This window comes from Nocardia sp. BSTN01 (genome assembly GCF_015354405.1).
GTDB lineage: Bacteria > Actinomycetota > Actinomycetes > Mycobacteriales > Mycobacteriaceae > Nocardia.
This window is the reverse complement of sequence record NZ_JADKYP010000007.1, coordinates 152,334-175,665: the sequence shown is the minus strand read 5'-3', so window position 1 is coordinate 175,665 and position 23,332 is coordinate 152,334. Positions and strand designations below refer to the sequence as shown.

The window sequence follows — 23,332 nt, the reverse complement described above, 5'->3', positions numbered from 1 at the left end:
TTCATTGTGCCGCCGCACGCTTATGGCGCCGCTCCGAATCGATTTCGGCCAGCAACTGGCGAAGGAAATACCGCGGCGGCAGGTGGGGTGACTCCGGGGCGTCGAACATGGCCTCGACGGCGAACGGCATGGTCGGTGCGCTGTCGAGTGCCAGCCGGGCAACGCCCAGTTCGGCGCATCGGGACAGGGCGGGTGACAGCAACGCCACCGATCGTTCGAACTCACCCGCGGCGAAAAGGCAACAGCCGTAGCGGAGTTGAGCTTCGAGCAAGGCGCGCGGCCGATTCTGCTTGCCGATCTCGCGGAGCATCCGCTCGGCCCGTTTGCCGGCCTGCCGGCTCGCGTCGCGGTTGCCTTGGGCCAGGAGCAGCCGGATCGCGGAGTCGTGCGCGAGGTCGGTGGCCGTCGCCAGGATGAGGTTCGGCTGTCTGCGGTACGTGGACAGCGACTGTTCGAGGAAATGCCGTTCCGCCTCGCCGATCGGAATCCCGAGGCGGATCCGTTCGTTGAGAATTCGTGCCGACAGCCGAGACAAGGACAGATTGTCGGCAACCTTCTGGCCTTCCGCGAGAACCTCTTCCGCGGTGTCGATCCTGCCTCGGAGCGCGGCCAGCCGGGCTCCGGTGCTGTACGCGGCGAGCATGTAGTCGACGCCGCCGACTTCGATACCCTCGCCGGGGGCGAGCAGCTCCTCGGCTTCGGTGTATTGGCCTCTCTGGTAAAGCAATTCGGCCAGCAGCGCGGCTGCCAGGCGAGTCGGGCTGGACCTGATCCCGGCGTCGAGCGCCAAGCTGGTCGCGGTTCGGTAGAGCCGTTCGGCGTTCGCGAGGTCGAGTTGTTCGGAGGCGGCCGTACCGGCGACACAATCGCCGTAGACCACGCCGAACGGACCACTCACCCGGGTGCGATACGGAGCAGCCCATGCATGCCAGCGGTGCACCCCGTCGAAGTCGAAACGGAACAGGGATACCACCGACGCCATGGTTCCGGCCGCATTCGCGAAAAATGGGCGCACCGGTCGCTGCATGCGTTCCACCGCCGCGGCGGGCATATCCCGGACACGGTCTTGGACAAGGGACTCCGCGACCCGGATGACGTCGGCTTCGATCACGAGATCTGCCCGCGTCTCATCCTCGGCCGGGAGCTCCGCCAACGCGGCGCGGGCCCGTTCGAGTGCCGTGTGCGCGGCGTCTGTGCGCTGCAGAGACACATTGGCCCAGGCGACGGCGAGTTGCAGCCGCGCATCGGCGATGGCCGTCGACGCCGGAAGTTTGGCGACCAAGCCGAGGAACGTGGCCATCTGGGAGTCCTCGATCAACGCGTCGGCGTGCTCCCGGACCAATCGAGTAGCTCGCTCCGGCGCGTTCGCCGCGAGCGCGTGGTCGACGGCCTCGATCAGCATGTGGCGCTCGGCGAACCACTCGGATGCGGTCAGATGAAGGTGCTGGAGCAGTTCGGTGTCCTGGTCGGCCAACCGTCGGCGAAGGAAATCCGCGAACAGTCCGTGATACTGGAACCAGCCCTCGTCGTCGTCCACTCTGCGCAGGAAAAGTTCGCGACGGCAAACCTGCTCCAGCATCTGCTGACCAGCTTTGACGCCGGTCAGCACTTCGGCCAGCTCGCCGCAGATCGCGTCGGTGATCGCGGTGCGCATGACGAAGTCGAGGACGTCCGGCTCGAGAACCTCGACGACGGTTTCCATGAGATATTCACCGATGGCGAAATGCCGGCCGCTGATCTGTTTGATCTGGGCGGCGGGATTGTTCTTGCCCCGCATCGACAATGCCGCCAACTGCAGGGCCGCTACCCAACCCTCCGTCGACGAGCACAAGCGGTCCACATCTTCGGGGGCCAGATGCAGGCCTTTGAGTTCGATCAGGAAGCGTTCCGCCTCGCCGGATTCGAACCGGAGTTCGTTCTCCCCGATCTCGACGAGCTCGTCTCGAACTCGCATGCGCCCCAACGGCAAACCGGTCTCGGCGCGGCTGGTGACGACCAATCGCAGGTGATGGCAGGCGTTGTCGAGGAGAAACTCCATCGCACCGATCGCGGCGGGGCTGGTGATGCGATGCCAGTCGTCGACCACAACGGCCACCACTTCGCCGCGGGCATGGATCTCGTTGATGAGTGTTGTCATGACCTGCTGGGCGGCATCGGTCGAGCGCTCCTCGAGTATTTGCGCCAGTTCGCCGGCCAAGGCAGGACGGACACGCCGCACGGCCTCGATCAGGTGGGTCAGCAACCAGACGACGTTGTTGTCGTCGGAGACGATGGCCAGCCACGCGACCGGTATGCCTTCGGCCTCGAGTGCTTCCCCCCATTGCGCGGCCAGAGTGCTCTTTCCGAAGCCGGGCGGTGCGTGGACGAAGACCAGACGCCGTGGCTGTCCATCGCGTAGCGCGCCCAGCAGTCGCGGGCGATCGACGAGCCGGCGGAGGGAGGTCGGCGGCCGGTATCTGGTTGTCGGTGCGGCGGAAACTGCCGGGCGGGCCGGTCCTCGCGCTGTCGCCGGATGTGCATCCGAATCCTCCGCCCGCACCGAGTCCACCTGCGCCGGAACCACCATCGCGTCGACCGGCACACCGGACGAGAATTGGATGTTGCGGAGCCGCTCGCCGAAGACGCGGGCGGATTCGGGCCTGTTCGAGCGATCGTGCGACATGGCGGACTCGATCGCATTGCACAACAGAGCAGGTACGCCACTGAGGTTCAAATCGGTCAGCGGCTCGGAACTGATTCGCACGAACTGGGCGAGCATCGATTCGTTCGCCTTGCGTTCGAATGCGGCGTGGCCGGTGAGTGCGGTGAAAAGCGTCGCGCCGAGCCCGTAGACGTCGGAAAGCACATCGGGCGGTCCGCCGCGCAGAACCTCGGGCGCGGTATAGGCGGGTGTGCCGGCGATCAGGCCCCGCCCGGTTTCGAAGGCGCCGCTCATCCGCGCGATTCCGAAATCGGCGAGCTGTGGTTCTCCGTAGTCGGTGATCAATACATTCGCCGGATTCACATCGCGATGTATCACTCCGTGGGCATGTGCCGTCTCCAAAGCGCCTGCCAACTTCACGCCGATCGACAGCAGTTCCTGCCAGGGCAGGGGGCCGTTCGCTCGGATCCGGGCGTCGAGGGATCCTCGGGAGTGGAACGGCATCACGATGAACGGCCGCCCGGCGGGCGTGGTCTCGGCCTGGTATACCTGCACGATATGCGGGTGATCGGAGAATTTCGCGAGGGCATGTTGCTCACGAAGAAACCGGTTCCGATTGTCCGCCCCGACTTCTGCCGTGAGAACCTTGACCGCCACGACCCGGTCGAGTGATTCCTCGACGCACCGGTAGACCTTGCCGAATCCGCCGCTACCGACTTCCTCGGCGCCGGCGAATCCGGCCGCCGACAGTTCGGCCGCCGCGCCGAGTTCCAGATCGTGCATCGTTCGGTCGCCGTCATCGCCGGACATGATGCGCCTGCCCACGCGTGCGTCCGCTGCGGCGCACCGTCCTAGATGCGTCGGTCCGTACGTGCCCTGTGCTGACCATCCTTCACCGTTTTCGAGGCGTGACTCTCATCATCCCGACCCCTCGATCATATGATCGTTGGCAAGGGCACAGCTGATACGGAACTGCGATCAGGGCGTAGTCGCCGCGCGCGCTGTGGCGATCATTTCTTCGACGGATACGAACTTCACCCGAGGGCGGCGTTGCGCTTTGCCGCTGGTGCGCTCGGCGGTATCGATAGCTTGCCATCCCGCTCGCTCGATCATCTCGGGCCGCCGCTCGGACAACAGCTCGGGAACAGCGCCGGCATCCTCGGCCGGTGCGCTGAGCCTGCCGGCCACGAAATCATCGAGCAGTGAATTCACCGTTTCCTCGGCGCAGAGCCGGTTCGTGCCGATCACGCCGCGGGGACCGCGTTTGATCCATCCGGTGACGTAGGTCCCTGGCAGAGGTGTGTCACCGGTTGTGATCACTCGGCCCGCGAGGTTCGGCACGACGCACCGCTGGTCGTCGAACGGGAGATCCGCGACCGGACGTCCCTGATAGCCGACCGACCGCAGGACCAGCGTGGCCGGGATGGTTTCGGTACGCCCTGTTGCCCGTGCGACGGCCACGCCGTCCGCTTCGTCGAGTTCGTTGTGCTCCACTACCACTGCCTCGGCGCGGTCGGAGCCGAGCACGGCGGTCGGGGAAACGAGGTACCGGAAGACGATTCGCTTGTTCGAGGGGTCGGGAGCCTGCGCCGCATACTCGCGGGCGAGTTCGTATTTCAGCGCCAGAGACGGGTGCGAGCTGGAGTCGCCGACCGCGGCCTCGCCGGCATCGGTCAGGGTCAACTCGTCCGGGTCGATCACGACGTCGACGCCCGGGAGGTGGCCGAGGGCCATGAATTCGGGGCTGGTGTAGGCCGCCTGCAGCGGGCCTCGCCGGCCGAGCAGGACCACTTCGCGAATCGTGCTGTGCCGCAGCGCTTCCAGCGCGTGGTCGGCAATGTCGGTCTTGGTCAGGATCTCGGGATCGGTGGTCAGGATGCGCGCCACGTCCAGGGCGACGTTCCCGTTGCCGACGATGACCGCCGTTTCACCCGTCAGATCGAACCGGCGGTCCGCGTATTCGGGATGGCCGTTGTACCACGCCACGAATTCGGTGGCCGAATGGCTACCGGGAACGTCCTCGCCGGGGATGTCCAGCCGCCGGTCGGCCGAGGCCCCGACGGCGTACACCACAGCGTGGTAGTGCTTCGTCAGCTCGTCGTGGGTGATGTGCTTGCCGACTTCGACGTTCAGCAGATAACGGAAGTTCTTGCGGCGGGCGAACGCGTCGAAGGTGGCAGCGATCGTCTTCGTGGCCGCGTGATCCGGCGCGACGCCCGCGCGGATCAGTCCGTGCGGGGTCGGCAGTCGATCGAACATGTCGATGTCGACGTCGGCGCGGCGCATCAGCTCACCGGCGGCGTACGCCGCGGACGGCCCGGCGCCGACAATGGCGACCCGGAGCTTGCTGTGGTCCTTTCCGATCCGGGCAGGTGCGGCTGCCGCACCGTCGTTGTCTGCTATCTCCAGCGGTCGCCGCTCGAAATAGGACGCGTTGACCTCCTGGAAGCGAGCGAGCTCGCTCGGCAGCTCCGAATCCGCGTAGATCGCTCCTACCGGGCACGCGTCGGCGCACGCTTGGCAGTCGATGCAGGTATTCGGATCGATGTAGAGCATCTCCGCTGTGGTGAACTCGGGGTCTTCGGGCCGGGGCCGAATGCAGTCGACCGGGCATTCCGAGACGCAGCTGGCGTCGTTGCAGCATTTCTGAGTGACGACATAGGCCATGGTGGAGTCCTTACTTGCTGGTGGAGCGTGGTGCCGGCCCGGTCTGCCGCAGGTGCTCGATCGCGGGGAGCCAGATCTCGGGATCGTGGTCGTAGGGTGCGTAGAAGCTGAACCGGTCCACGATGTCGCCGAATCGGGCCTCGATCGCCGTTCCGAGCCGGTCCGGCTCGGCGACCACGGCGAAACTGTCCAAGACCTCGTCATCGATGAGTTTGCCCATCTGGGTCCAGCGATCCGGGGCGTCACTCTTGGACAGTTCGGTCAGCGCACGGCCCAGCTCCCCCCAGCCGTGTGTTTCCAGTACCGAGTGATACGCGGGAGTGCTGCCGTAGAACGCGATCTGCGCACGGGCTCCGTCGCGAGCCCGTTCCATTTCTTCCTCGGTCCGGCCGCTGACGACCAGGCCGGAGAAGCTGACGGAGAAATCCGCCAGAGTGCGACCGGCGCTCGCCAGTCCGCGGTGAGCAGTCGGCAGCGTGTGCTCGCGCAGGTAACGCTCGGTGGTGAACGGATGGGGGAGCAACCCGTCACAGACGGCACCGGCGACCTCGGTCATCTTGTCGCCCACTGCGGCGAGATAGACCTTCGGCGGCCCCGACGGGCTGGGCGCCGGGGAGAAGAACGGCGTCATGAGCGTGTGCGAGTAGAAGTCGCCCCGGAAGTCCAATTTCTCCCCGGTGTTCCAGGTATTCCAGATGGCGCGCATCGCCTCGATGAACTCGCGCATCCGCGCGGCCGGTTGGCTCCAGGGCATGCCGAATCGACGCTCGATGTGGGGGCGCACCTGGCTGCCCAGTCCGAGGAGGAAGCGACCGGAACTCAGCAGTTGCAGGTCGTGTGCGGTGTAGGCCAGCGACATCGGATTGCGGGCGAACGCCACCGTGATGGCGGTTCCGAGCTGGAGTTGCTCGGTCGCGGCGGCGGCCGGCACGAGAGGGAGGAACGGGTCGCCCGAGGATTCCGCGCTCCAGAGGCCCGAGTATCCGCTCCGCTCCGCCGCCGCGCCGACTTCGCCGAGGCGCGTCAGGCGGTCTCCGCCGAGCGCGTCGGGTTTCGGCAGTTTCATATCGATGCGCATAACCGGTCCTCGCAGATAGCAGGTAATTCGCGGAAAAGATGTGATCGGAGCGTCGTCGGGGCCGTCGAGCGGTCAGTACGCGATGTGGATTTCGCTGTCGCCGTCCGGGACGGCCTGGCAGGTGAGTACGTATCCGTCGGCGACGTCGTCCTCGCCGAGCAAGTCGTTGCGCAGCATCCGCACCGCTCCACACGTCACGGTTGCCTGACACGCGCCGCATTCGCCGTCACGGCACATGTACGGGGCTTCGATCCCGCGAGCGAGCAGCGCGTCGACGAGTGGAACCGTCACGGGCCAATCGATCTGGTGGACGTCGCCGTCGAGTTCGATGGTGGCCGGGACAGTCGGGGTATCCGCTTCGGCGGTGGCTACGGGCGCCGCCTCGTCGTCGAACGGATTCCCGCTCAGGGAGGAGTAGATCTCCATATGAATTCGTTCGTGCGCCATCCCTGCCGCCGCGAGGGTGTCCGATACCGCGCGCATGAACGGCCCCGGGCCGCAGATGAACGCGTGGCGTTGCTGGTGCTGTGCGGCGAGGGCGCGAACGACCCCCGGCTGGGGATGTCCCTGGAGTGATTCGAGCCAGTGCAGGACGGTCAAGCGGTCGGGGTACTTCTCGGCCAGCTCACGCAACCGCTCGGCGAAGATGACGGATCGCTCGTCGCGGTTGGCGTAGAGAAGCGTGATCCGCGCCCGGCCGTTCGTCAGCGCCGAACGCAGGATCGAGAAGATCGGCGTGATGCCACTTCCGCCGGCGAACAGCAACATGTCGGTGTCCAGTGACGTGGGCGTGAAGTGGCCCGACGGGGGCAGCACGTCCAGCACGGTGCCGGGCGCCACGTTGTCGCAGAGCCAGTTCGATCCGTAGCCATCGGCAGTGCGTTTGACGGTGACGATCAGGTTGTCATCGGTAGCGGGAGAACTGGCGAGGGAGTAGCACCGCGCGACCGAACCGGTGCGCTCGCTGGGGATGCGTAGCGTGAGGAACTGTCCCGGCTGGTATGTGAACCGGTCCCGTTCCGCCGGCGGGATGCCGAAGACGATCGACTTCGCGTCCGGTGTTTCGTCGACGACGTCGATGACGGTCAGACTCCTGACCTTGGGGTTTCGTGCGTTGTCCGGCATGGTGAGATCCTCGCTAGTCTCGGTCAAAAAAGTATAATCAGATAGATAAATAGATCCAAGTCCGGGTGGCCTGCGGGGTCGAAGCGTTCGCTGGGCGGCCTCCGGCGAAATATATCTAACTGAATAGCTTGCAACACCCTTACAACATGATAGAGTCTCTCATGTTGTCATGGCATCGCAAGATGCCGTCGAGGCCCCGCGTCGATTCGGGCGCGGCTTTCATCGCGAGAGAGGAACGCCGGCGATGGCGTTGATCAAGGACACGGTGGGGCAGCTGCCGTACAAACTGCTCGATTTCGACCAGCACTCGTACGAAGCCGAGGACTGCTTCACCCGGCACATGCCGAAGTCGAAGCTGGACATGGCCGTCTACCCGATTCGCTCGGCGAGCGGCCGCAAGATTCTGCTGGCCAACGACCGTGTTGTGACCGCGCTGGAAGCGGATCTGGATCAGGCGTACGTCCCCGGTTCGCTGGTGGAAATGCTGAAGGCTCGTTCGTCCGGCGAGGCCAGCGACGCCGAGCGCTTCTACGAGCCGATCCAGATCGAGTATCGGAACAAGGATGCGCGGATCCAGCAGCTGGGCGAGCAGCAGATCGAACACGCGATCATGTATCCGGGCGGCTGGGCGCTGATGGTCGAGGCGTACCTCGATGACGTCGAGGCGCTCTACGCCAATATCGAAGCGTTCAACCGATGGATCGCCGAGGACTGGGGCTTCGCGTATCAGAACACCATTTTCGCGCCGGCGTTGATGTCGCTGCGTGATCTCGACCGTGCCTGTGCGGAATTGGACCGGGTGCTGGCTGCCGGTGCGCGATTCATCCTGCTTCCTCCGGGACCCGCCTACGGACGCTCTCCCGGAGATCCCTACTTCGACCCCTTCTGGTCGCGGATCAACGAGGCCGGGGTGGCGGTCGCGTACCACATCTCCGAATTCCACTACCAGGCCAACGTGGCCTCGCAGTGGGGCTGGGGTCTGGTGCCGCCGTTCCAGTTCTCGGCCTGGCAGTGGCAGAACACCTACGGTGAGCGCCCGATCACCGATACGCTGTCGGCCCTGATCTTCGACAACCTCTTCGGCCGCTTCCCGAATATCAAGGTGCTGGTCAGCGAGTTCGGCGCGGAGTGGGTGCCGCACTTCATCCGGCATATGGACAAGAGCCGGGGGATGGGCCGCAACGGTCCGTGGCTGGGTGGACAGCTGACGGAGCGGCCGAGCACCATCTTCAAGAACCATGTGCGCGTCGTGCCCTATCCGGAGGACGACACGATTTCGCTCGCCGACCGGCTCGGCGGCGTCGACTGCCTGGTGATGGGTTCGGACTGGCCGCATGCCGAAGGTCTGCGGGAGCCGGCGGACTTCTACGCCAAGGTCGAGGGGCTCGGCGAGGAAACTCGCCGCCGTTTCCTGCGGGACAACGGTCTCGAGTTGCTGGGACTTTCGTAAAGCCCCGCCGGGGCCATCGCCGCTCGGTGGCCCCGGCGGCTCCGCCCCTTGCGTCGAATAGCTAACTGATTATACTGATGGCTCAGTTTCCGACTCAAGGGAGAGTGTCATGGTTGAACCGATCCGGCGGACCCTCACGATTTCCGCGCCTCCGGCGCAGGTGCTGTCGGTCGTGACCGACTTCGAGAACTACCCGAAGTGGCAGAAGGAGGTCGAGTCCGCCGAGGTTCTCGACCGCGATGAGCAGGGCCGTCCGTTGCGTGCGAAGATGACCGCCGTCGCGATGGGGATGAAGACGAGTTACGAGATTGCCGTGACCTACAGCGACGGTGGTGTGGAATGGCACCTCGTCGAGGCGGATTCCATGACGCAGAACGACACCAAGTACGCGGCGCGAGAGAATGGCGCAGGCGGTACCGATCTCGATTGCGAAATGCTGCTCGGGCTCAAGTTCAACCTTCCCGAATTCATGATGAAGCAAATCATCGCGAAGGGTGTCAACGACAACCTGAAGGCCATCAAGAAGGTCGCCGAAGCCGGCTGACAGGCTTGTCGTTCCGGTTGCGACGAACCGGTGACACAACAGCGCTGAAATACCTCCATTACACGATTCGGAGATATTCGTCACCGGACACGTCTTTATTTGCGCAAAGCAAATAGAATAGGGCCATGATCATTGAGAACCGTGCTGTTGCGGTTTGGTCCGAAGATTCCGGCGTAGACGATTGCCGTCCCGATGATTCCGGCGAAATAATCGTCGGGACAGGCATCGAGTCGAAGCTCGGATTGACGGTCGACGTGGAAGTCCCGGGCAAGGTCCTGGTACGCGCGCCTTTGACCGCCGATGTCGTGCACGCCGACGGGGCTGTCCATCGCACGTTGCTGGCAGTGATGTCCGACGCTGCCACCGGTCTTTCCGTTTTCTCCGGACTCGAATGGAGAGCGATCGGCACGACTGCCGAATTGCGCGTTGATTATCTCGGTGAACCCGCGGCGGATGCCGAAGCCCTGCTGGCTTCGGGATCGTTTCTCGGAACGACCGGTGATTTCGGCACGGCACGAGTCGATCTCCGGGATGATCGCGGCAATCCGGTAGCCCACGCCATTGGGATCATGTCGATCGAGAAGGTCGAACCGGTGTCCTGGACGGAACGCGGATCCGCAACCTTCGCGGAATTCGAACTCGGCGATGTCGCAGTCGATGGGCGCCGTCCCGGCGAGGCATATGCGGCTATCACCTCCGGGATGTTGAATTTCCGTGACGCCGTGCACGGTGGCGTGCTCATGGGTTTGGCGCACGAAGCTCAGAACGCATTCTTCGCGACGGACACCGATTACGACTTCCGGAGGCTCCGCCTCTGTGTCGACTACTTGAGGCCCGCTCCGTCCGAGGGGCGACTGGTGTTCCGATCCACTGTCGTGCGGGGCGGACGTCGGCTGCGCACCGTTCGGACCGAAATAGCGGGCTCGGACGGCAAGGTCGTCGCCGTCGCGACCGGAACCACCGCCGCCGCGGCGCGCGCCTCCTGATTCCGTCGACGTTTTTCGGCGGCGAGCCCGGTATTGCATCACGGGCTACCACCCCTTAAGCTCAATCAGTAGAACAATTAAGCTTAAGGGTGTGAGGCATGGCGATAAACGTGCACACGCGTTGGGACCGCTCCTCGCGAGTCGGGTCAACTCTGGCGGCCCGGATCGCACGCGAGCTGGAGCGAGACATCGTCGGGCAAGGATGGCCGGTGGGCCATTTGATCGGCTCGGAAGCGGCATTGACCGAGCGTTTCGGGGTCGGTGTCGCTGCCGTTCGCGAGGCCGCTCGTATGCTCGAGGCGCGCGGTCTGGCGAAATCGCGACGGGGGCCGGGTGGCGGTTTGCTGGTTACGGTCCCCGAGCGTTCGCTCGTCACCGATGCCGCTCGACGGTACTTGGAGTATGTCGGAGTGGCCGGCCCCGATCTGTTCGAGGTCTGGCTGGCCTTGGAGCAAATGGCGATCGCCAAGGTTGCGGGGACGATCGACCCCGACGGCGCACGGTTGCTGCGATCGATCATCGCGGCGGAGGCCGCGATGCAGGACGCGCGGACCTGGCGCGACGTGCCGAACCTGCATCTGGCGATCGCGCGGCTCGCGGATAACAACGCCCTGGAACTGTTCATCGAGACCCTCACGGACCTGTCGCTGAGTGTGTATGCCCCGCATACCCAGCATCACGAGGTGTCGGGGTGGTTGCACGCACGTCACACCGAGATCGCGGAGGCCGTGATCGCCGGTGATGTGGCAATGGCGCAGCTGTGCCTGCGCAGGTACATCGAGCGGGTCCAGCGCACGGCCCCGAGCGACGTCGCACGAGAACAGCCCGGCGACGAGAAACTGGAAGACAAGGAGATATAGCACGATGGTCAAGCCCGCATTGTCGATGAAGCCGACGGGGTGGTTTCAGGTGGCGTGGTCTGCCGAAATCGAGCCCGGAGTCGTCCATCGGATGAAATATTTCGGTCAGGAGCTGGTGGCTTGGCGGCGGGCCGACGGCTCGCTGACCGTGATGGACGCCTTCTGTGAGCATCTCGGTGCTCACCTGGGGTACGGCGGCCGCGTCGAGAACGACCGGATCATCTGCCCGTTCCACGGCTGGGAGTGGGACAAGGATGGACGTAACGCGTGCATCCCCTATCAGGAGAAGCCCAACCGGGTCCGGCGGATTCGGACGTGGCCGGTCGCCGAGAAGAACGAAAGTGTGTACATCTGGCACGATCTGAACGGCGCTGAGCCCAATTTCGACGTGCCCGACGTCTTCGATGTCTACGACGACGGCCGCGGCGCCGGCGACTACTACCTCGCTTACCCCGAGGGCATTTTGCATTTCGAGAAAAAAGAGCTCCATCCGCAATATGTCATGGAGAACGGCGTCGACTACGCGCACTTCAAGTTCGTTCACCGCGCGGCGGATGTGCCCAGGTTCACCCGTCAGGAGTTCAACGGCCCGGTGTCGTATGCGTCCTTCGAGATGCTCTTCGGTGGTACCAAGGAAAAGACCGTGATGACTCCGAACGGCGCGATGGTCGGCGGCGTCGACGCGATCAACGTCGGCATCGGCCTCGGTTTCGCGAAGTTCTGGGGTCCCGACAACATGCGCACGATCGTCGCGGTCACACCGGTGGACGACGAGACCTCCGACATCCGATCCACCGTCTGGCTCGACCGGTTGCCCGGCGATGAGAACCCGCATCAGCCGGAGTCGCTCGAGCGCCGGCAGCGGATGGCGAACAACCAGTTCCTGGCCGACCTGAATATCTGGGAGCACCAGAAGTACTCCGACCCGCCGGCCCTGGCGACCGCGGAAGGAAAGGGCTTCCGGGCCATCCGGAAATGGGCCATGCAGTTCTACCCGGCGGGCGAGCTCGGTAGTGCCACCACGCCCGAACTGCAGACGGCCGGCACCGACGCCGGGCCCGATGTTCCGGAGAACGAGGCCGAGAACGCGCGCGTGGCGCAAGCCTGAACGGGGGCACATCCGTAACAGTGAATGCCTCCCCACCGGTCGGTGGGGAGGCATTCACTGTTCGGGACCGGCTTAGCGGTCAGTCGTCCTCGTCGACCGAGATGGCCAGTTCGGGGCACGTTGCGGCGGCCGCTCGCACCGCATCCTGCAGATGTTCCGGCACGTGCGGCTCGGGGGCCGACGAGTGGCCGTCTTCGTCGCCGAGCTGAAAGACCTCCGGTGCCTTCATAGCGCACAGGGTATGTCCCTGGCAGCGGTCAGCTTTGACGTGTACTCGCATTACTGCTCTCCTCTTCTTTCGGCATCGGTGCCTGGGCTGTGATGGGGGGTATGGGTGCCGGGCGGCTGGGGCTCTGTACCGTCTCGTCCTCGTGGAGGCGCCTGCGGGTCTCGCTGTCGATTCCGAGCCGGCGCAGTATCCGATCGGTGTCCTCGCCCGGTACCGGAGGAGGGGAGGGTGGGCCGGCCGGCGTGCGATCGAACCGCGGCGCGGGTGCGGGTTGTTCACCCGACGCTGTCGTGAGCAGACTTCTCCGCGCGGCCAGCTGCGGATGTGCCGAGGCCTCTTCCAGCGTCAGCACAGGTGCGACGCAGGCATCGGTATCGGCGAACAGCGCCGCCCATTCGTCCCGGGTGCGGGTGCCGAAGAGTTCGGTCAGCCGTTGCCTCAGCAATGGGTGGTTCGCGGGATCGTTCCGGTCGGGTAGCTGCTCGCCCGCCTGGCCGAGGACACGGAGGAATTCGGTCCAGAATGGTTCTTCGAGTGCGGCGATCGCGATGTGTTTGTCGTCGGAGGTTCGGTACACGGTGTAGTAGGGCGCTCCGCCGTCGGAAAAGTTGGCCGCGGGGACGTCCGTCCAACGTCCTTGTGCCGCAAGACTTCTGACCATGGTGGTCAGGCTGGTGACGCCGTCGACGATGGCCGCGTCGACGACCTGACCGAGACCCGAGCGCGCGCTCTCGGTCAGTGCCGCCAGAATGCCCATCGCGAGAAAGACCCCGCCGCCGGCCATATCGCCGATGATCGGTGGCGGGGTCACGGGTGGCCCGTCCCGGTGTGCCAGCCCGTGCAGCGCCCCGGTCACCGCCAGGTAGGTCAGGTCGTGGCCGGCGGTGTGCGCCGCCGGTCCGGACTGACCCCACCCGGTCATGCGGCCGTAGACGAGCCGGGGATTTCGCTCGTGTACCGCGCCGGGCCCTAGTCCGAGGCGTTCGGCGACGCCGGGACGATATCCCTCGATCAGCACGTCGGAGCGCTCGATCAACCGCATGGCGATCTCGACACCGTCGGCTTTGCGCAGGTCGAGAACCAGCGACTGCCGCCCGCGGTGCAGATGGTAGACAGTGGGATCGGCCGCTGCCCGATCCCGTTCGTAGCTGGAGTCACCATGCCGTTGCGGCCGGTCGATCCGGATGACCTCGGCACCCAGATCTGCGAGCAGCATTGCGGCATACGGCGCTGGGCCGAGCCCCGCCAATTCCGTGACGACGACTCCGCGCAGCGGGCCTCGAGCGCCGCCCACCGATCGGCGGGGGACTGTCACAAGCCGATCCAGATATTCTTCGGCCGGCTGAACTCGCGGATGCCGGCGATTCCGCCGAGGCGGCCGTAGCCGCTCTGCTTCACACCGCCGAACGGGACCGACGCGGGGATTCCGAACCCGCCGTTCACCCAGACGTTGCCGGCCTCCAGAGCGGCCGCGACGCGGTGAACGCGGCCCACTTCCTGGGTGTGGATGTAGGCGGCGAGGCCGTAGTTGGTGCCGTTGGCGATGGCGATCGCTTCCTTCTCGGTGTCGAAGGGGATGATCGTCTGGACCGGCCCGAATACTTCCTGCTGGGCCAGTGAGGATCCGTTGTCGACGTCGGCGAAGACGGTCGGCGCGATGTAGAAGCCGTCGGCGAGTTCGCCGCCCAGGCGTTCGCCGCCGGCGACGAGACGACCATGCTTCTCATCGACCGCGGTGCGGATGGTGTTCAGGATGCGGGCGCAGTGCCCGGCGTTGTTGACCGGGCCCATGGTCACGGTGGGGTCCGTCGGATCCCCGACCGGAACCTGCCCCGCGGCCTGTGCGGTTCGCTCCACGAAGTCGTCGTAGATGCTGCGCTGGACGAGAATACGGCTGCCGGTGATGCATGCCTGTCCGGAGAGATTGATGCTGACGGCCGCGACCGCCGCGCCGACAGCGGCGTCGATGTTGGCATCGTCGAAGACGAGCATCGCCGACTTGCCGCCCAGTTCGAAGCCGACGGGCTTCAGGGTGTCCCGCGTCGCGTCGAGGATGTGCCGCGCGGTAGCTCCGCCACCGGTGAAGTGAACCTTGTCGATGCCGGCATGGCGCACGATGGCGTCACCGGCGTCGGGGCCACCGGGCACGACATTGACCACGCCCGGAGGGAAGCCGGCCTCGGCGAAGAGCCGTCCCATCAACAGGGCGCCGAACGGCGCGAGCTCGGAGGGCTTGAACACGACGCAGTTTCCGGCCGCGAGCGCGGGCCCGAGAATCTGGCCGATCGAGGTGATCGGGCCGTTCCACGGGATGATGATGCCGACGACGCCGTACGGTTCGTCGAGGCTGTAGTCGATCGCGGGCACGGGCCAGGTGCTGTGCACCTCACCACCGACCTTGTCGGCCCACCCCGCGTTGTAGCGGAGCAGGTCGACGGTCATCGACAGCTGGGCCGCGGAGACGAGCATGGGGGTGGAGGTGTCCACGATGTTGACCGCGGTGAGGCGTTCGGCGTTGGCCTCCACCAGGTCGGCCATCCGCAGCAGCAGGTTGCGTCGCTGGTCGGCGGGTGTCGCCTTCCATCCGGGCAGGGCGGCCCGAGCGGCCGCCACTGCCTCGTCGACCTCTTTCCGGCCGGCCAGCGGCACGGTGGCGCTGGGCTTTCCGGTCGCGGCGTAGACGTGCTGGTACTCACCCCCGCTGGTGTCGACGATTTCCTGGTCGCCGATCAGCAGTGCCCGCGGAGGCAGCTGCTCGATCGCGGCATCGGCGATGGCCATGACACGCTCCTTCACATATAGCTAACTAAATGAACTATATTATCTGAATTGGCGTACGTACAGACCCGAGTGGAGGCTTCCGCGGTGAGCGAAAAGAACCCTGTTGTCGTCGTCGGAGCCGGCCTCGGCGGGATCAGAACTGCCGAAGCGCTGCGATCCGCAGGCTATACCGGGAGGTTGGTCGTCGTGGGAGCCGAGCCGCATCTGCCGTACGACAGGCCCCCGTTGTCCAAGGAGTACCTGCGCGGTGATCGCGACAACGTGTCGCTGTGCGGCGACGGTGTCGCCGAGGCGCACAACCTCGAGTTCCGCACCGCAACGCAGGCTACCGGGCTGGACCTCGCCGGGCGCCGGCTCGTCCTCGGCGATTCCGATCTCGGCTACGACCGGCTGGTGGTCGCCACGGGCTTGGTGCCGCGGTCGCTGCCCGGCAGCGAGAAATTCGCCGGCACGCACGTGCTCCGCACGCTCGACGACGCCGCGGCACTTCGTGCCGAACTCGGCGCCGGCCGTCGAATGGTCGTTGTCGGAGCAGGTTTCATCGGTTGCGAGATCGCCGCCACAGCAGTGGGGCTGGGCGTCGAGGTGACGATCGTGGAGCCTCAGCCGACGCCATTGTGCGCCGCTCTCGGACAGACCGTGGGCGCACTTGTCGGCAGGTTGCATCTGGACGCGGGTGTCGACCTGCGTTGCGGTGTGGGCGTGGCCGGCCTCGACGGTGGCGCGCGGGTGAAGACGGTTCGGCTAAACGACGGGACCGAGATCGAAGCCGACCTCGTGGTCAGCGCGATCGGTTCCGTTCCGGCAGTCGCCTGGCTGAGTGGGTCCGGTCTCGAACTGGCCGACGGCATCGTGTGCGACGAGCGGGGGAGGACGAGCGATCCGCACGTCTGGGCGGTCGGGGACGTGGCGGCATGGTATGACCAGGCGCACGGGCGCGCCGTCCGTCGCGAGCATTGGACTCCCGTGACCGAGCAGGCAGTGATCGCCGCGGGCGATCTGCTGGGGCAGCCTCCGTCGTCTCAGCGGGGGCTCGCGTACTTCTGGAGTGATCAGCACGGAGTCAAACTGCAAGCGCTGGGAGACTTCCGGCCCGACGACGATGTCCGGATCGTGCACGACGACGGCCGCCGGTTCATGGCCGTGTACGCCCGATCCGGCCGTATTTCGGGCGTCGTCGGTGGTGGGATGCCGGCCAAGGTGATCGGCGCGAGATCGCTGATCGAACGCGCCGCCGGAATCGACGAGATCTAGACGATCGATCGGAGAGGAACCATATGACTGGCCGTGTTCTCGTTACCGGGGCGACCGGTTCGCAAGGCGGCGCCGCAGCCCGGGCACTCCACCGCACGGGGGCCGAGGTGCTGGCGCTGGTTCGTGATCCGGATTCGCCGCCTGCCCGTGCGCTGGCCGTGGAAGGAATCGCGCTGGTCGTCGGCGACCTCGATGATCCGATCGCGCTCGACGCCGCGTGTTCCGGTTGTACCGCTGTGTTTTCGGTGCAGGCGGCGGGAAAGTCCGAGCAGCGGCACGGTCGCAACCTTGTCGACGCGGCACACAAGGCCGGGGTCGCACACATGGTCCACACCTCGGTCTCGGCCACCGGCTGGCGAGCGGCGCATCCGGAGGTAACGCTCGGCGTCGAGTTGAGCCGGTATTGGGACAACAAGGAAAGCGTCGAGGCGATGGTCCGAGATGCGGGGTTCCCGGTCTATACCATCCTGAAGCCGGCCTTCATGATGGACAACTTCATGGCACCCAAGGCTGCGTGGCTGTTTCCGTTCCTCGCCCATGGCGAGCTCCCGGTCGCCGTCGCTCCCGAGACCGCCGTCGCGCTGGTGTCGGCCGCGGATATCGGCGCGGCAGTCGTCGCGGCGATCACCGACCCGCGGCGGTTCGCGCGCGTCGAGCTCGAGCTCGGTGGCGATCTGCTCACGTTCCCGGAAATCGCCGAGACCATCACGCGGGTTACCGGCCGCCCGGTCTCCGCGTCCTGTGTGTCCGCTGCCGAAGTCGACGCCAAGCTCGGGGCCGCATCGTGGTCGTCGACGCACGTCTGGCTCAACAGCGTCGGTTATGCGGCCCGCCCGGAGCACGCGGCTGCGTACGGTCTGGAGCTGAGCACCTTCGAGCGATGGGCGACAGCGCACGCCGACGAGGTGCGGGCGGCGACTGCCCGGCCGCGGGACTGAATGCGCGCCGTTGTCCGTGAGCGTTCACCCTGGACAACGGGCGACAACGGCTCCGGCTCGTCAGCCCATGAGGTCGAGCACCGTTCGCACATCGGCTCGGACCAGATAGTCACGCGCTTCGCTGAGGTGTTTGCGCCAGAGCCGCTCGGCTTCCTCGGGATTGCGGTTCTCGATGAACTCGACTATCCGGTGATGGGCGGCCAGTCCCTTGCGGCTGGCCCGCTCGTGAGCGGGCGACCCGGCCGTGGACTCGACCTGCGACACATTGGCCATATCGATGATCTGTTCGAGCAGTTCCATCAGCAGGCGAAGGGTCTGATTTCCGGTCAACTCGATCAGCAACGAATGAAAGGCGATGTGCGTGCGGACCGAGCGAGCCGGTTCCGCCGTCGCCGCATCGTGTTCGGCGAGTGCTTGCCGCAGGCGCCGCAGGGTTTCCGGGGTGCGCGTTTCGCACAACAGCGCCACGCAGGGGGGTTCGACCACCAAGCGGGCTTCGTACACGTCCTCGAGGGTGGTCCCGTGGTACTGCAGGATCGTGGCCGCGTACCGCGCCGCCACCGCGTTGGTCGGCAACTGGACGCGGGCGCCGCCCCGGGCGCCTCGGCGGACCGATATCAGCGATTCGGATTCCAGGATTCGAAACGCTTCGCGCAGCGTCGGGCGCGACACCTGATACTGATTCATCAGGTTTGCCTCGGGCGGAAGGAGGCCGCCCTCGTGCAACTCGGCTTGCACGATCTGACGCCGCAGGTCGCTCGCGATGAGTTCGGCCATCTTGGGCACCCGTATCCGGTGTCCGACGGTGGAGGCCCTGCCCACGGTGTGGCGCGAGGTGCCATGGGGTTCCGATGTCACGGGTGCCTCACTTAAGAAGTTAATTTAGAAAACTATTCTAACTATTAGAGCGGCTCGAAGGTGGCTCGAAGCTGCATGTAGTGGCGTAGGTCTCGTGACCAGTACGGTACGTCATTGAATGTTATTATCTTACTAATTCTAGGGAGGTTTGATGGTTGACCCCGGTGCCGACGCCGAGGCCGCCGGTCGAGAGCGAGGTCGCTCACTGCCCTTGGCGGGCCTGCGTGTCGTCGAGTTGTCCACCTACGTAGCGACACCCCTGTGTGGACTGAACCTGGCCCAGCTGGGCGCCGACGTGATCCGGGTGGAACCGATGGGCGGCGCTGTCGACCGATCGCGCTGGCCACTCGCGGACAGCGGTGCGAGCTTGTACTGGAACGGCCTCAACCAAGGCAAGCGCGCGGTGGAAGTCGATATGTCGTCCGCAGCGGGCCGGGAGCTGGTCGCCGACCTGATCGTCGACGCGGGTGTGGTGATCACCAACTCGGAACGGTACCGGGAGCTGTCGTTCGAGAACCTCCGGTCGAGGCGGCCGGACCTCATCTACGCGGTGCTGGCCGGGCGGCACGACGGCAGCGCGGCCGTCGACTACACGGTTCAGGCCGCGACCGGATTCCCCATGGTGACCGGGCCGGAGAACACTCGCGGGCCGGTCAACCACGTACTTCCCGCCTGGGACATCACCGCGGGCATGCTCTTGACCATCGGGCTCCTGGCAGCCGAACGGCACCGCGCACGCACTGGAGAGGCGAGTCGCCTCAGTGTGGCGCTGGAAGATGTGGCACTGGCCATGGCGGGCAATCTCGGCTATCTGGCCGAGGCGCAGCTCGACGACAAGCCCCGCCAGCGCCTCGGCAATCACATCTTCGGTACGTTCGGGCGCGATTTCACCACGTCGGACGGACAGCGCTTGGTCGTGGTGGTGCTGACCGCCCGGCATTGGCGGGAACTGGTCGAAATTACCGGTTTGGAGACCGCCTTCGCGGCGTTGGAACAGGCCTTCGACGCGGACTTCACGCTGGAAGCGGATCGTTTCCGCCACCGAGAAGCGCTGGCCGGCGTCATCGCCGCCTGGATGGCCGGGCGTACCGCGCCCGAAGTCGACGGCCTGCTGACGGGTAGCCGGCTACTGTGGTCGTGGTATCGGACATTCGCCGAACTGGTCGCGGACGACGCGCAGTTGCTGCGGGAAAACCCCCTGCTGACGAAGATCGAACAGCCACGGGTGGGCTCGTACTGGGCACCGGGATCGCCGCTGGCCTTCGGTGGCGAGCGCAGCGGGGCGAGTCCCGCGCCGGCCGTCGGAGAACATACGGAAGAGGTATTCGGGGACCTGCTGAAGGTGTCCGACGCCCGGCTCAGCGAATTGCTGGAAGCCGGAGTGATCGGCACCCCGGCCGCGTCGCGAGGCGCCCGATGAGCTCGATCGCTCGATCCGTCGAGCGAGCCGGCACGTTCCTCTTCGTACCCGGCGACCGCCCGGAGCGATTCGAGAAGGCGCAGGCCGCCGATCCCGGCCTGGTGGTCATCGATCTCGAGGATGCGGTCGCGCCGGACCGCAAGCCGGCCGCCCGCGCCGCGGCCGCCGACTGGATCGCCGCCGGACACCCCTGTGCCGTCCGCATCAACGCCCACGGCACCGCGTGGTACGACGACGACCTCGAGATGGTCCGTGGTCTCGACGTGGCCGTGATGGTGCCCAAAGCGGAAGATACCGAGGTCTTGGCCGGTGTCGCGGCGGGGTTATCCGCAGGATCGGCGGTCATCGCGCTCGTGGAAACGGCGGCGGGTGTGACGAATGCGTCGCGCATCGCGACGGCCCCGGGCGTACGCCGGCTGGCCTTCGGAAGTTTCGACCTGGCGGCCGAACTCGGGATATCGCCCGAGGACACCCTCGCTCTGCTCGCGTGCCGCAGTGCGCTGGTCCTGGCTTCGGCGGTCGGGCAGCTGGCCGCACCGGTCGACGGGGTGACGGGGGACATCACGGACCCGGACCGGCTGCGAACCGATGTGGCGCATGCCAGGCGGCTGGGATTCGGAGGCAAACTCTGCATCCACCCGCGGCAGGTGGCCACCGTGGCGCAAGCCCTGCGGCCCTCGGACGCCGATATCCGGTGGGCGCGATCGGTGGTCGAGGCGTCGACCAGCGGTGCTGTCGTCGTGGTCGAGGGACGGATGGTCGACAAGCCGGTGATCGAGCGGGCGCGTCGGATACTCGAAACTGTCGAGGAGCGGAGCGAATGAGTACAGGCGACGGACGCAATTCCGCCGGTCCCGCGGTATCGCCGGACGAGTGGACATCGCAGGTCGCGACGACGGAAGAGGTGGTGGATCCGGCGGCGGTGCGGGCGGTGGCCGCGCTGTTCGACGATGGCCTGGCGACGCCGGCGCCGGGCGACCCGTTGCCCCCGATGTGGCACTGGGCGGCGCTGTCCGACTGGACCGCATCGGGACGTATCGCCGCCGATGGACATCCGGTTCGAGGGGGGTTCCTGCCGCCGATCGATCTGCCGCGACGGATGTTCGCGGGTGGCGAGGTGGTACTGCATGCGCCGCTGACGGTCGGCGAGACGATCCGCCGCGAATCCGTGGTCGACTCGGTAGTCGAAAAGAAAGGCCGCACAGGCACATTGGTCGTAGTGACCGTGTCGACGCGCATTTTCGGCGCTGCGGGTCGACTGGCTGTCGCCGAACGCCAGAACCTCATCTACCGAGCTGCCGGGGCGTCATCGTCGCGGCCGGCCGTGCAGCCCGCCGCGGAACTGCTGCCGATCGGACCACCGCTGCACCGGGTCGACGACTGGACCTGGGAGTTCGCCACCGATCCGACCCTGTTGATGAGATTTTCGGCCGCCACCTCCAATGCGCACCGCATCCACTACGACTGGCCCTACGCAACACATGTGGAGGGCTATCCCGGCCTGGTGGTGCACGGCCCGCTGATGACCATGGCACTGGCCGAAACGCTTCGGCTCCAAGGTATTTCCGGACGAATCGCCACCCTTCGGCACCGAAATCTCAAGCCGTTGTTCTGTGCCGAACCGGCGATGTTGCGCCGAACCCACGCCGAGGGCGATCTCCTCACCGTGGGGTTGTTCGGACGTGGTGAATCCGATCCGTGTGTGAGTCTCGAGGTGGAGCTTGCTCCCGCATCAACCGAAAGAAGTCGTTCGCTATGAATGCTGAACCCGTGAGTGTGACCCAGACCCGCGCCATCGTGGCGGCGCTGCGCGATCTCGTCGACAAGGCCGCGGCGCAGTCGGCGCGCTCGGACGGCGAACAGGTCGTGGCCTACGACCTGGCGTCGATCTCGTCGTCGGTCGCGGCGGCCGCGGAGCTGGTCGCGCACGGCGTCCGCGATTCGCACGATGCCGATCTGGCACTCGTTTTCGCCGCGGATGCGGCGGCGGACCTGACCGGGCGGCTGGCCGGACGCGAGGCGGAATGGGGCGTCGAGGCGTCGATGCTCGACGGCGTTCGTTCCGAGATCGCTGCCGGGCGGGATCCGCGCCTGCTGGAGCGTGTGGCCGAAAGAGTAACGGAGACAATGGAAGCGGGCTCGCGCGAGCTTCCTCCCGATCAGGACATGGTGCGCCGGACCTTCCGCAAGTTCGCCGAGGAACGAGTCTCGCCCGTGGCGGAACGGGTCCACCGGGAGGACGCGGACATCCCGGAGAGCATCATCACCGGATTGTCCGAGATGGGCTGCTTCGGTCTCTCGATTCCGAGCGAGTTCGGTGGATTCGCCGAGGGCGGTGCGGACGAGCTGCTCAACATGGTGCTCGTGACCGAGGAGTTGTCCCGTGGCTCGCTCGGTGTGGCCGGCTCGCTGATCACCCGGCCGGAGATCATCGGCACCGCCATCGTGCGGGGTGGAACCGAGGAGCAGAAGCAGCGCTGGCTTCCGCGCATCGCGACCGGCGAGAAGCTCTGCGGTGTCGCGGTCACCGAACCGGATCGTGGCTCCGACGTCGCCGCGGTCGGCACCAGCGCGGTCCGCGACGGTGACGACTGGGTGCTGACGGGTGTGAAAACCTGGTGCACCTTCGCCGGTAAGGCGAATTACCTGCTCGTGCTCGCCCGCACCGATCCGGATCGGTCGGCGGGCCATCGCGGGTTGTCGCTGTTCGTCGTCGAGAAGCCCTCGTTCGACGGGCACAGCTGGCGAATCACCCAGGAGGGCGGCGGATCGATCGAAGGACGCGCCATCGCGACGCTGGGCTATCGGGGTATGCACTCCTTCGAGGTGAATATCGATCATTGGCGGGTGCCGATGGCCGATCTGATCGGCACACACGAGGGCATCGGCCGTGGCTTCTACCTCCAGATGCAGGCATTTGCCAATGCTCGTCTGCAGACCGCCGCCCGTGCGGTCGGAGTTATGCAGAGCGCACTCGAGCACGCGATCGAATACACCCAGCAGCGTGCGGTATTCGGTCGCCCCTTGGCCGAATACCAGCTGACCCGCGCCAAGATCGCCAGGATGGCGGCGCTGATCGCGGCATGTCGGACCTTCGCGTATTCGGCTGCTCGCGCGGTCACCGATCATGGCGGGCAGTTGGAGGCGGCCCAGGTCAAGCAGCTGGCATGCCGGGCCGCCGAATGGGTGACGCGGGAAGCCCAGCAATTGCACGGCGGCTACGGCTATGCGGAAGAGTTCGCGATCTCACGACTTTTCGTGGACGCCCGGGTGCTGTCGATCTTCGAGGGCGCCGACGAGGTTCTGGCGCTGAAGGTCATCGCGCGACAGCTGACGAGTGCCTGATCGGTTGCGGTAGAGATTTCGCCCGGCACAACATGAGCGCCGCGGTCC

At 66.0% G+C, this 23,332-nt stretch carries 20 protein-coding genes; 11 read left to right on the top strand and 9 right to left on the bottom strand.

Going from position 1 to position 23,332, the window contains the following annotated elements; all coding sequences use genetic code 11:
- Window position 1 precedes the first annotated feature (1 nt).
- From IRT45_RS09425 to IRT45_RS09410, 4 genes are all read right to left on the bottom strand, one after another.
- On the bottom strand, window positions 2-3,451 hold the full coding sequence (locus IRT45_RS09425) for a serine/threonine-protein kinase (RefSeq protein WP_228534046.1): 3,450 nt from the start codon (window positions 3,449-3,451) through the stop codon (window positions 2-4).
- A 168-nt stretch (window positions 3,452-3,619) separates the two neighbouring features.
- Window positions 3,620-5,308 carry an FAD-dependent oxidoreductase gene (locus IRT45_RS09420; protein ID WP_194805488.1) on the bottom strand — a complete coding sequence of 563 codons (1,689 nt, stop codon included), beginning with the start codon at window positions 5,306-5,308 and terminating at the stop codon, window positions 3,620-3,622.
- A 10-nt stretch (window positions 5,309-5,318) separates the two neighbouring features.
- Window positions 5,319-6,386: a TIGR03617 family F420-dependent LLM class oxidoreductase gene (locus tag IRT45_RS09415; protein ID WP_228534045.1), complete on the bottom strand. Its 1,068-nt coding sequence runs from the start codon at window positions 6,384-6,386 to the stop codon at window positions 5,319-5,321.
- Between the two features lie 72 nt (window positions 6,387-6,458).
- Window positions 6,459-7,511, bottom strand: a complete 1,053-nt coding sequence (locus IRT45_RS09410; RefSeq protein ID WP_194805487.1) for a ferredoxin--NADP reductase — start codon at window positions 7,509-7,511, stop codon at window positions 6,459-6,461.
- Window positions 7,512-7,755: 244 nt separating this feature from the next.
- On the opposite strand from IRT45_RS09410, the gene IRT45_RS09405 reads away from it, so the two are divergent.
- Both IRT45_RS09405 and IRT45_RS09400 read left to right on the top strand, forming a co-directional pair.
- Entirely contained in the window at window positions 7,756-8,961 is a 1,206-nt protein-coding gene (locus IRT45_RS09405; protein WP_194805486.1) for an amidohydrolase family protein, read from the top strand.
- Between the two features lie 109 nt (window positions 8,962-9,070).
- The gene (locus tag IRT45_RS09400; protein ID WP_194805485.1) at window positions 9,071-9,505 is read left to right on the top strand and encodes an SRPBCC family protein; all 435 of its coding nucleotides are present in this window, start codon (window positions 9,071-9,073) and stop codon (window positions 9,503-9,505) included.
- A gap of 95 nt (window positions 9,506-9,600) precedes the next feature.
- Here the strand turns inward: IRT45_RS09400 and IRT45_RS09395 are convergent, their stop codons facing one another.
- Window positions 9,601-10,260 carry a hypothetical protein gene (locus IRT45_RS09395; protein ID WP_228534089.1) on the bottom strand — a complete coding sequence of 220 codons (660 nt, stop codon included), beginning with the start codon at window positions 10,258-10,260 and terminating at the stop codon, window positions 9,601-9,603.
- Here IRT45_RS09395 and IRT45_RS09390 point away from each other — a divergent pair.
- The 3 genes from IRT45_RS09390 to IRT45_RS09380 all read left to right on the top strand — a co-directional run bounded on the left by IRT45_RS09390 (window position 10,207) and on the right by IRT45_RS09380 (window position 12,459).
- Window positions 10,207-10,491, top strand: coding sequence for an acyl-CoA thioesterase domain-containing protein (locus IRT45_RS09390; protein ID WP_228534080.1), 285 nt, complete (start codon window positions 10,207-10,209; stop codon window positions 10,489-10,491). The two genes, IRT45_RS09395 and IRT45_RS09390, sit on opposite strands and share 54 nt — an antisense overlap.
- Before the next feature lie 98 nt (window positions 10,492-10,589).
- The gene (locus IRT45_RS09385) at window positions 10,590-11,351 is read left to right on the top strand and encodes a FadR/GntR family transcriptional regulator (protein ID WP_194805482.1); all 762 of its coding nucleotides are present in this window, start codon (window positions 10,590-10,592) and stop codon (window positions 11,349-11,351) included.
- 4 nt (window positions 11,352-11,355) lie between these two features.
- Entirely contained in the window at window positions 11,356-12,459 is a 1,104-nt protein-coding gene (locus IRT45_RS09380; protein ID WP_194805544.1) for a Rieske 2Fe-2S domain-containing protein, read from the top strand.
- 79 nt (window positions 12,460-12,538) lie between these two features.
- On the opposite strand, the gene IRT45_RS09375 is transcribed toward IRT45_RS09380, so the two are convergent.
- From IRT45_RS09375 to IRT45_RS09365, 3 genes are read right to left on the bottom strand one after another with little or no spacing between them, the layout of a single operon-like run.
- Window positions 12,539-12,688: a ferredoxin gene (locus IRT45_RS09375; protein ID WP_375540075.1), complete on the bottom strand. Its 150-nt coding sequence runs from the start codon at window positions 12,686-12,688 to the stop codon at window positions 12,539-12,541.
- Window positions 12,689-12,716: 28 nt separating this feature from the next.
- Entirely contained in the window at window positions 12,717-14,003 is a 1,287-nt protein-coding gene (locus tag IRT45_RS09370; RefSeq protein ID WP_309240867.1) for a CaiB/BaiF CoA-transferase family protein, read from the bottom strand.
- Window positions 14,000-15,469 carry an aldehyde dehydrogenase gene (locus IRT45_RS09365; RefSeq protein WP_194805480.1) on the bottom strand — a complete coding sequence of 490 codons (1,470 nt, stop codon included), beginning with the start codon at window positions 15,467-15,469 and terminating at the stop codon, window positions 14,000-14,002. Before IRT45_RS09365 ends, IRT45_RS09370 begins: the two co-directional genes overlap by 4 nt.
- Before the next feature lie 84 nt (window positions 15,470-15,553).
- Between IRT45_RS09365 and IRT45_RS09360 the strand changes: the two genes are divergently transcribed.
- Both IRT45_RS09360 and IRT45_RS09355 read left to right on the top strand, forming a co-directional pair.
- Complete coding sequence (locus IRT45_RS09360; RefSeq protein ID WP_194805479.1) at window positions 15,554-16,723, top strand: NAD(P)/FAD-dependent oxidoreductase; 1,170 nt, start codon at window positions 15,554-15,556, stop codon at window positions 16,721-16,723.
- Between the two features lie 23 nt (window positions 16,724-16,746).
- Window positions 16,747-17,661, top strand: coding sequence for an NmrA/HSCARG family protein (locus IRT45_RS09355; protein ID WP_194805478.1), 915 nt, complete (start codon window positions 16,747-16,749; stop codon window positions 17,659-17,661).
- Between the two features lie 60 nt (window positions 17,662-17,721).
- Here the strand turns inward: IRT45_RS09355 and IRT45_RS09350 are convergent, their stop codons facing one another.
- A complete protein-coding gene (locus IRT45_RS09350; protein WP_309240866.1) occupies window positions 17,722-18,519 on the bottom strand; it encodes an FCD domain-containing protein in 798 nt (265 codons plus the stop codon).
- A gap of 151 nt (window positions 18,520-18,670) precedes the next feature.
- On the opposite strand from IRT45_RS09350, the gene IRT45_RS09345 reads away from it, so the two are divergent.
- Genes IRT45_RS09345 through IRT45_RS09330 form a run of 4 tightly spaced genes read left to right on the top strand, consistent with a single transcriptional unit; the run spans window position 18,671 to window position 23,284 of the window.
- Window positions 18,671-19,939, top strand: coding sequence for a CoA transferase (locus IRT45_RS09345; protein ID WP_194805477.1), 1,269 nt, complete (start codon window positions 18,671-18,673; stop codon window positions 19,937-19,939).
- On the top strand, window positions 19,936-20,763 hold the full coding sequence (locus tag IRT45_RS09340; RefSeq protein ID WP_194805476.1) for a CoA ester lyase: 828 nt from the start codon (window positions 19,936-19,938) through the stop codon (window positions 20,761-20,763). The genes IRT45_RS09345 and IRT45_RS09340 overlap by 4 nt, the downstream gene beginning before the upstream one ends.
- Complete coding sequence (locus IRT45_RS09335; RefSeq protein ID WP_194805475.1) at window positions 20,760-21,698, top strand: MaoC family dehydratase N-terminal domain-containing protein; 939 nt, start codon at window positions 20,760-20,762, stop codon at window positions 21,696-21,698. Before IRT45_RS09340 ends, IRT45_RS09335 begins: the two co-directional genes overlap by 4 nt.
- Window positions 21,699-21,709: 11 nt before the next feature.
- On the top strand, window positions 21,710-23,284 hold the full coding sequence (locus IRT45_RS09330; RefSeq protein ID WP_309240865.1) for an acyl-CoA dehydrogenase family protein: 1,575 nt from the start codon (window positions 21,710-21,712) through the stop codon (window positions 23,282-23,284).
- Window positions 23,285-23,332: the final 48 nt, after the last annotated feature.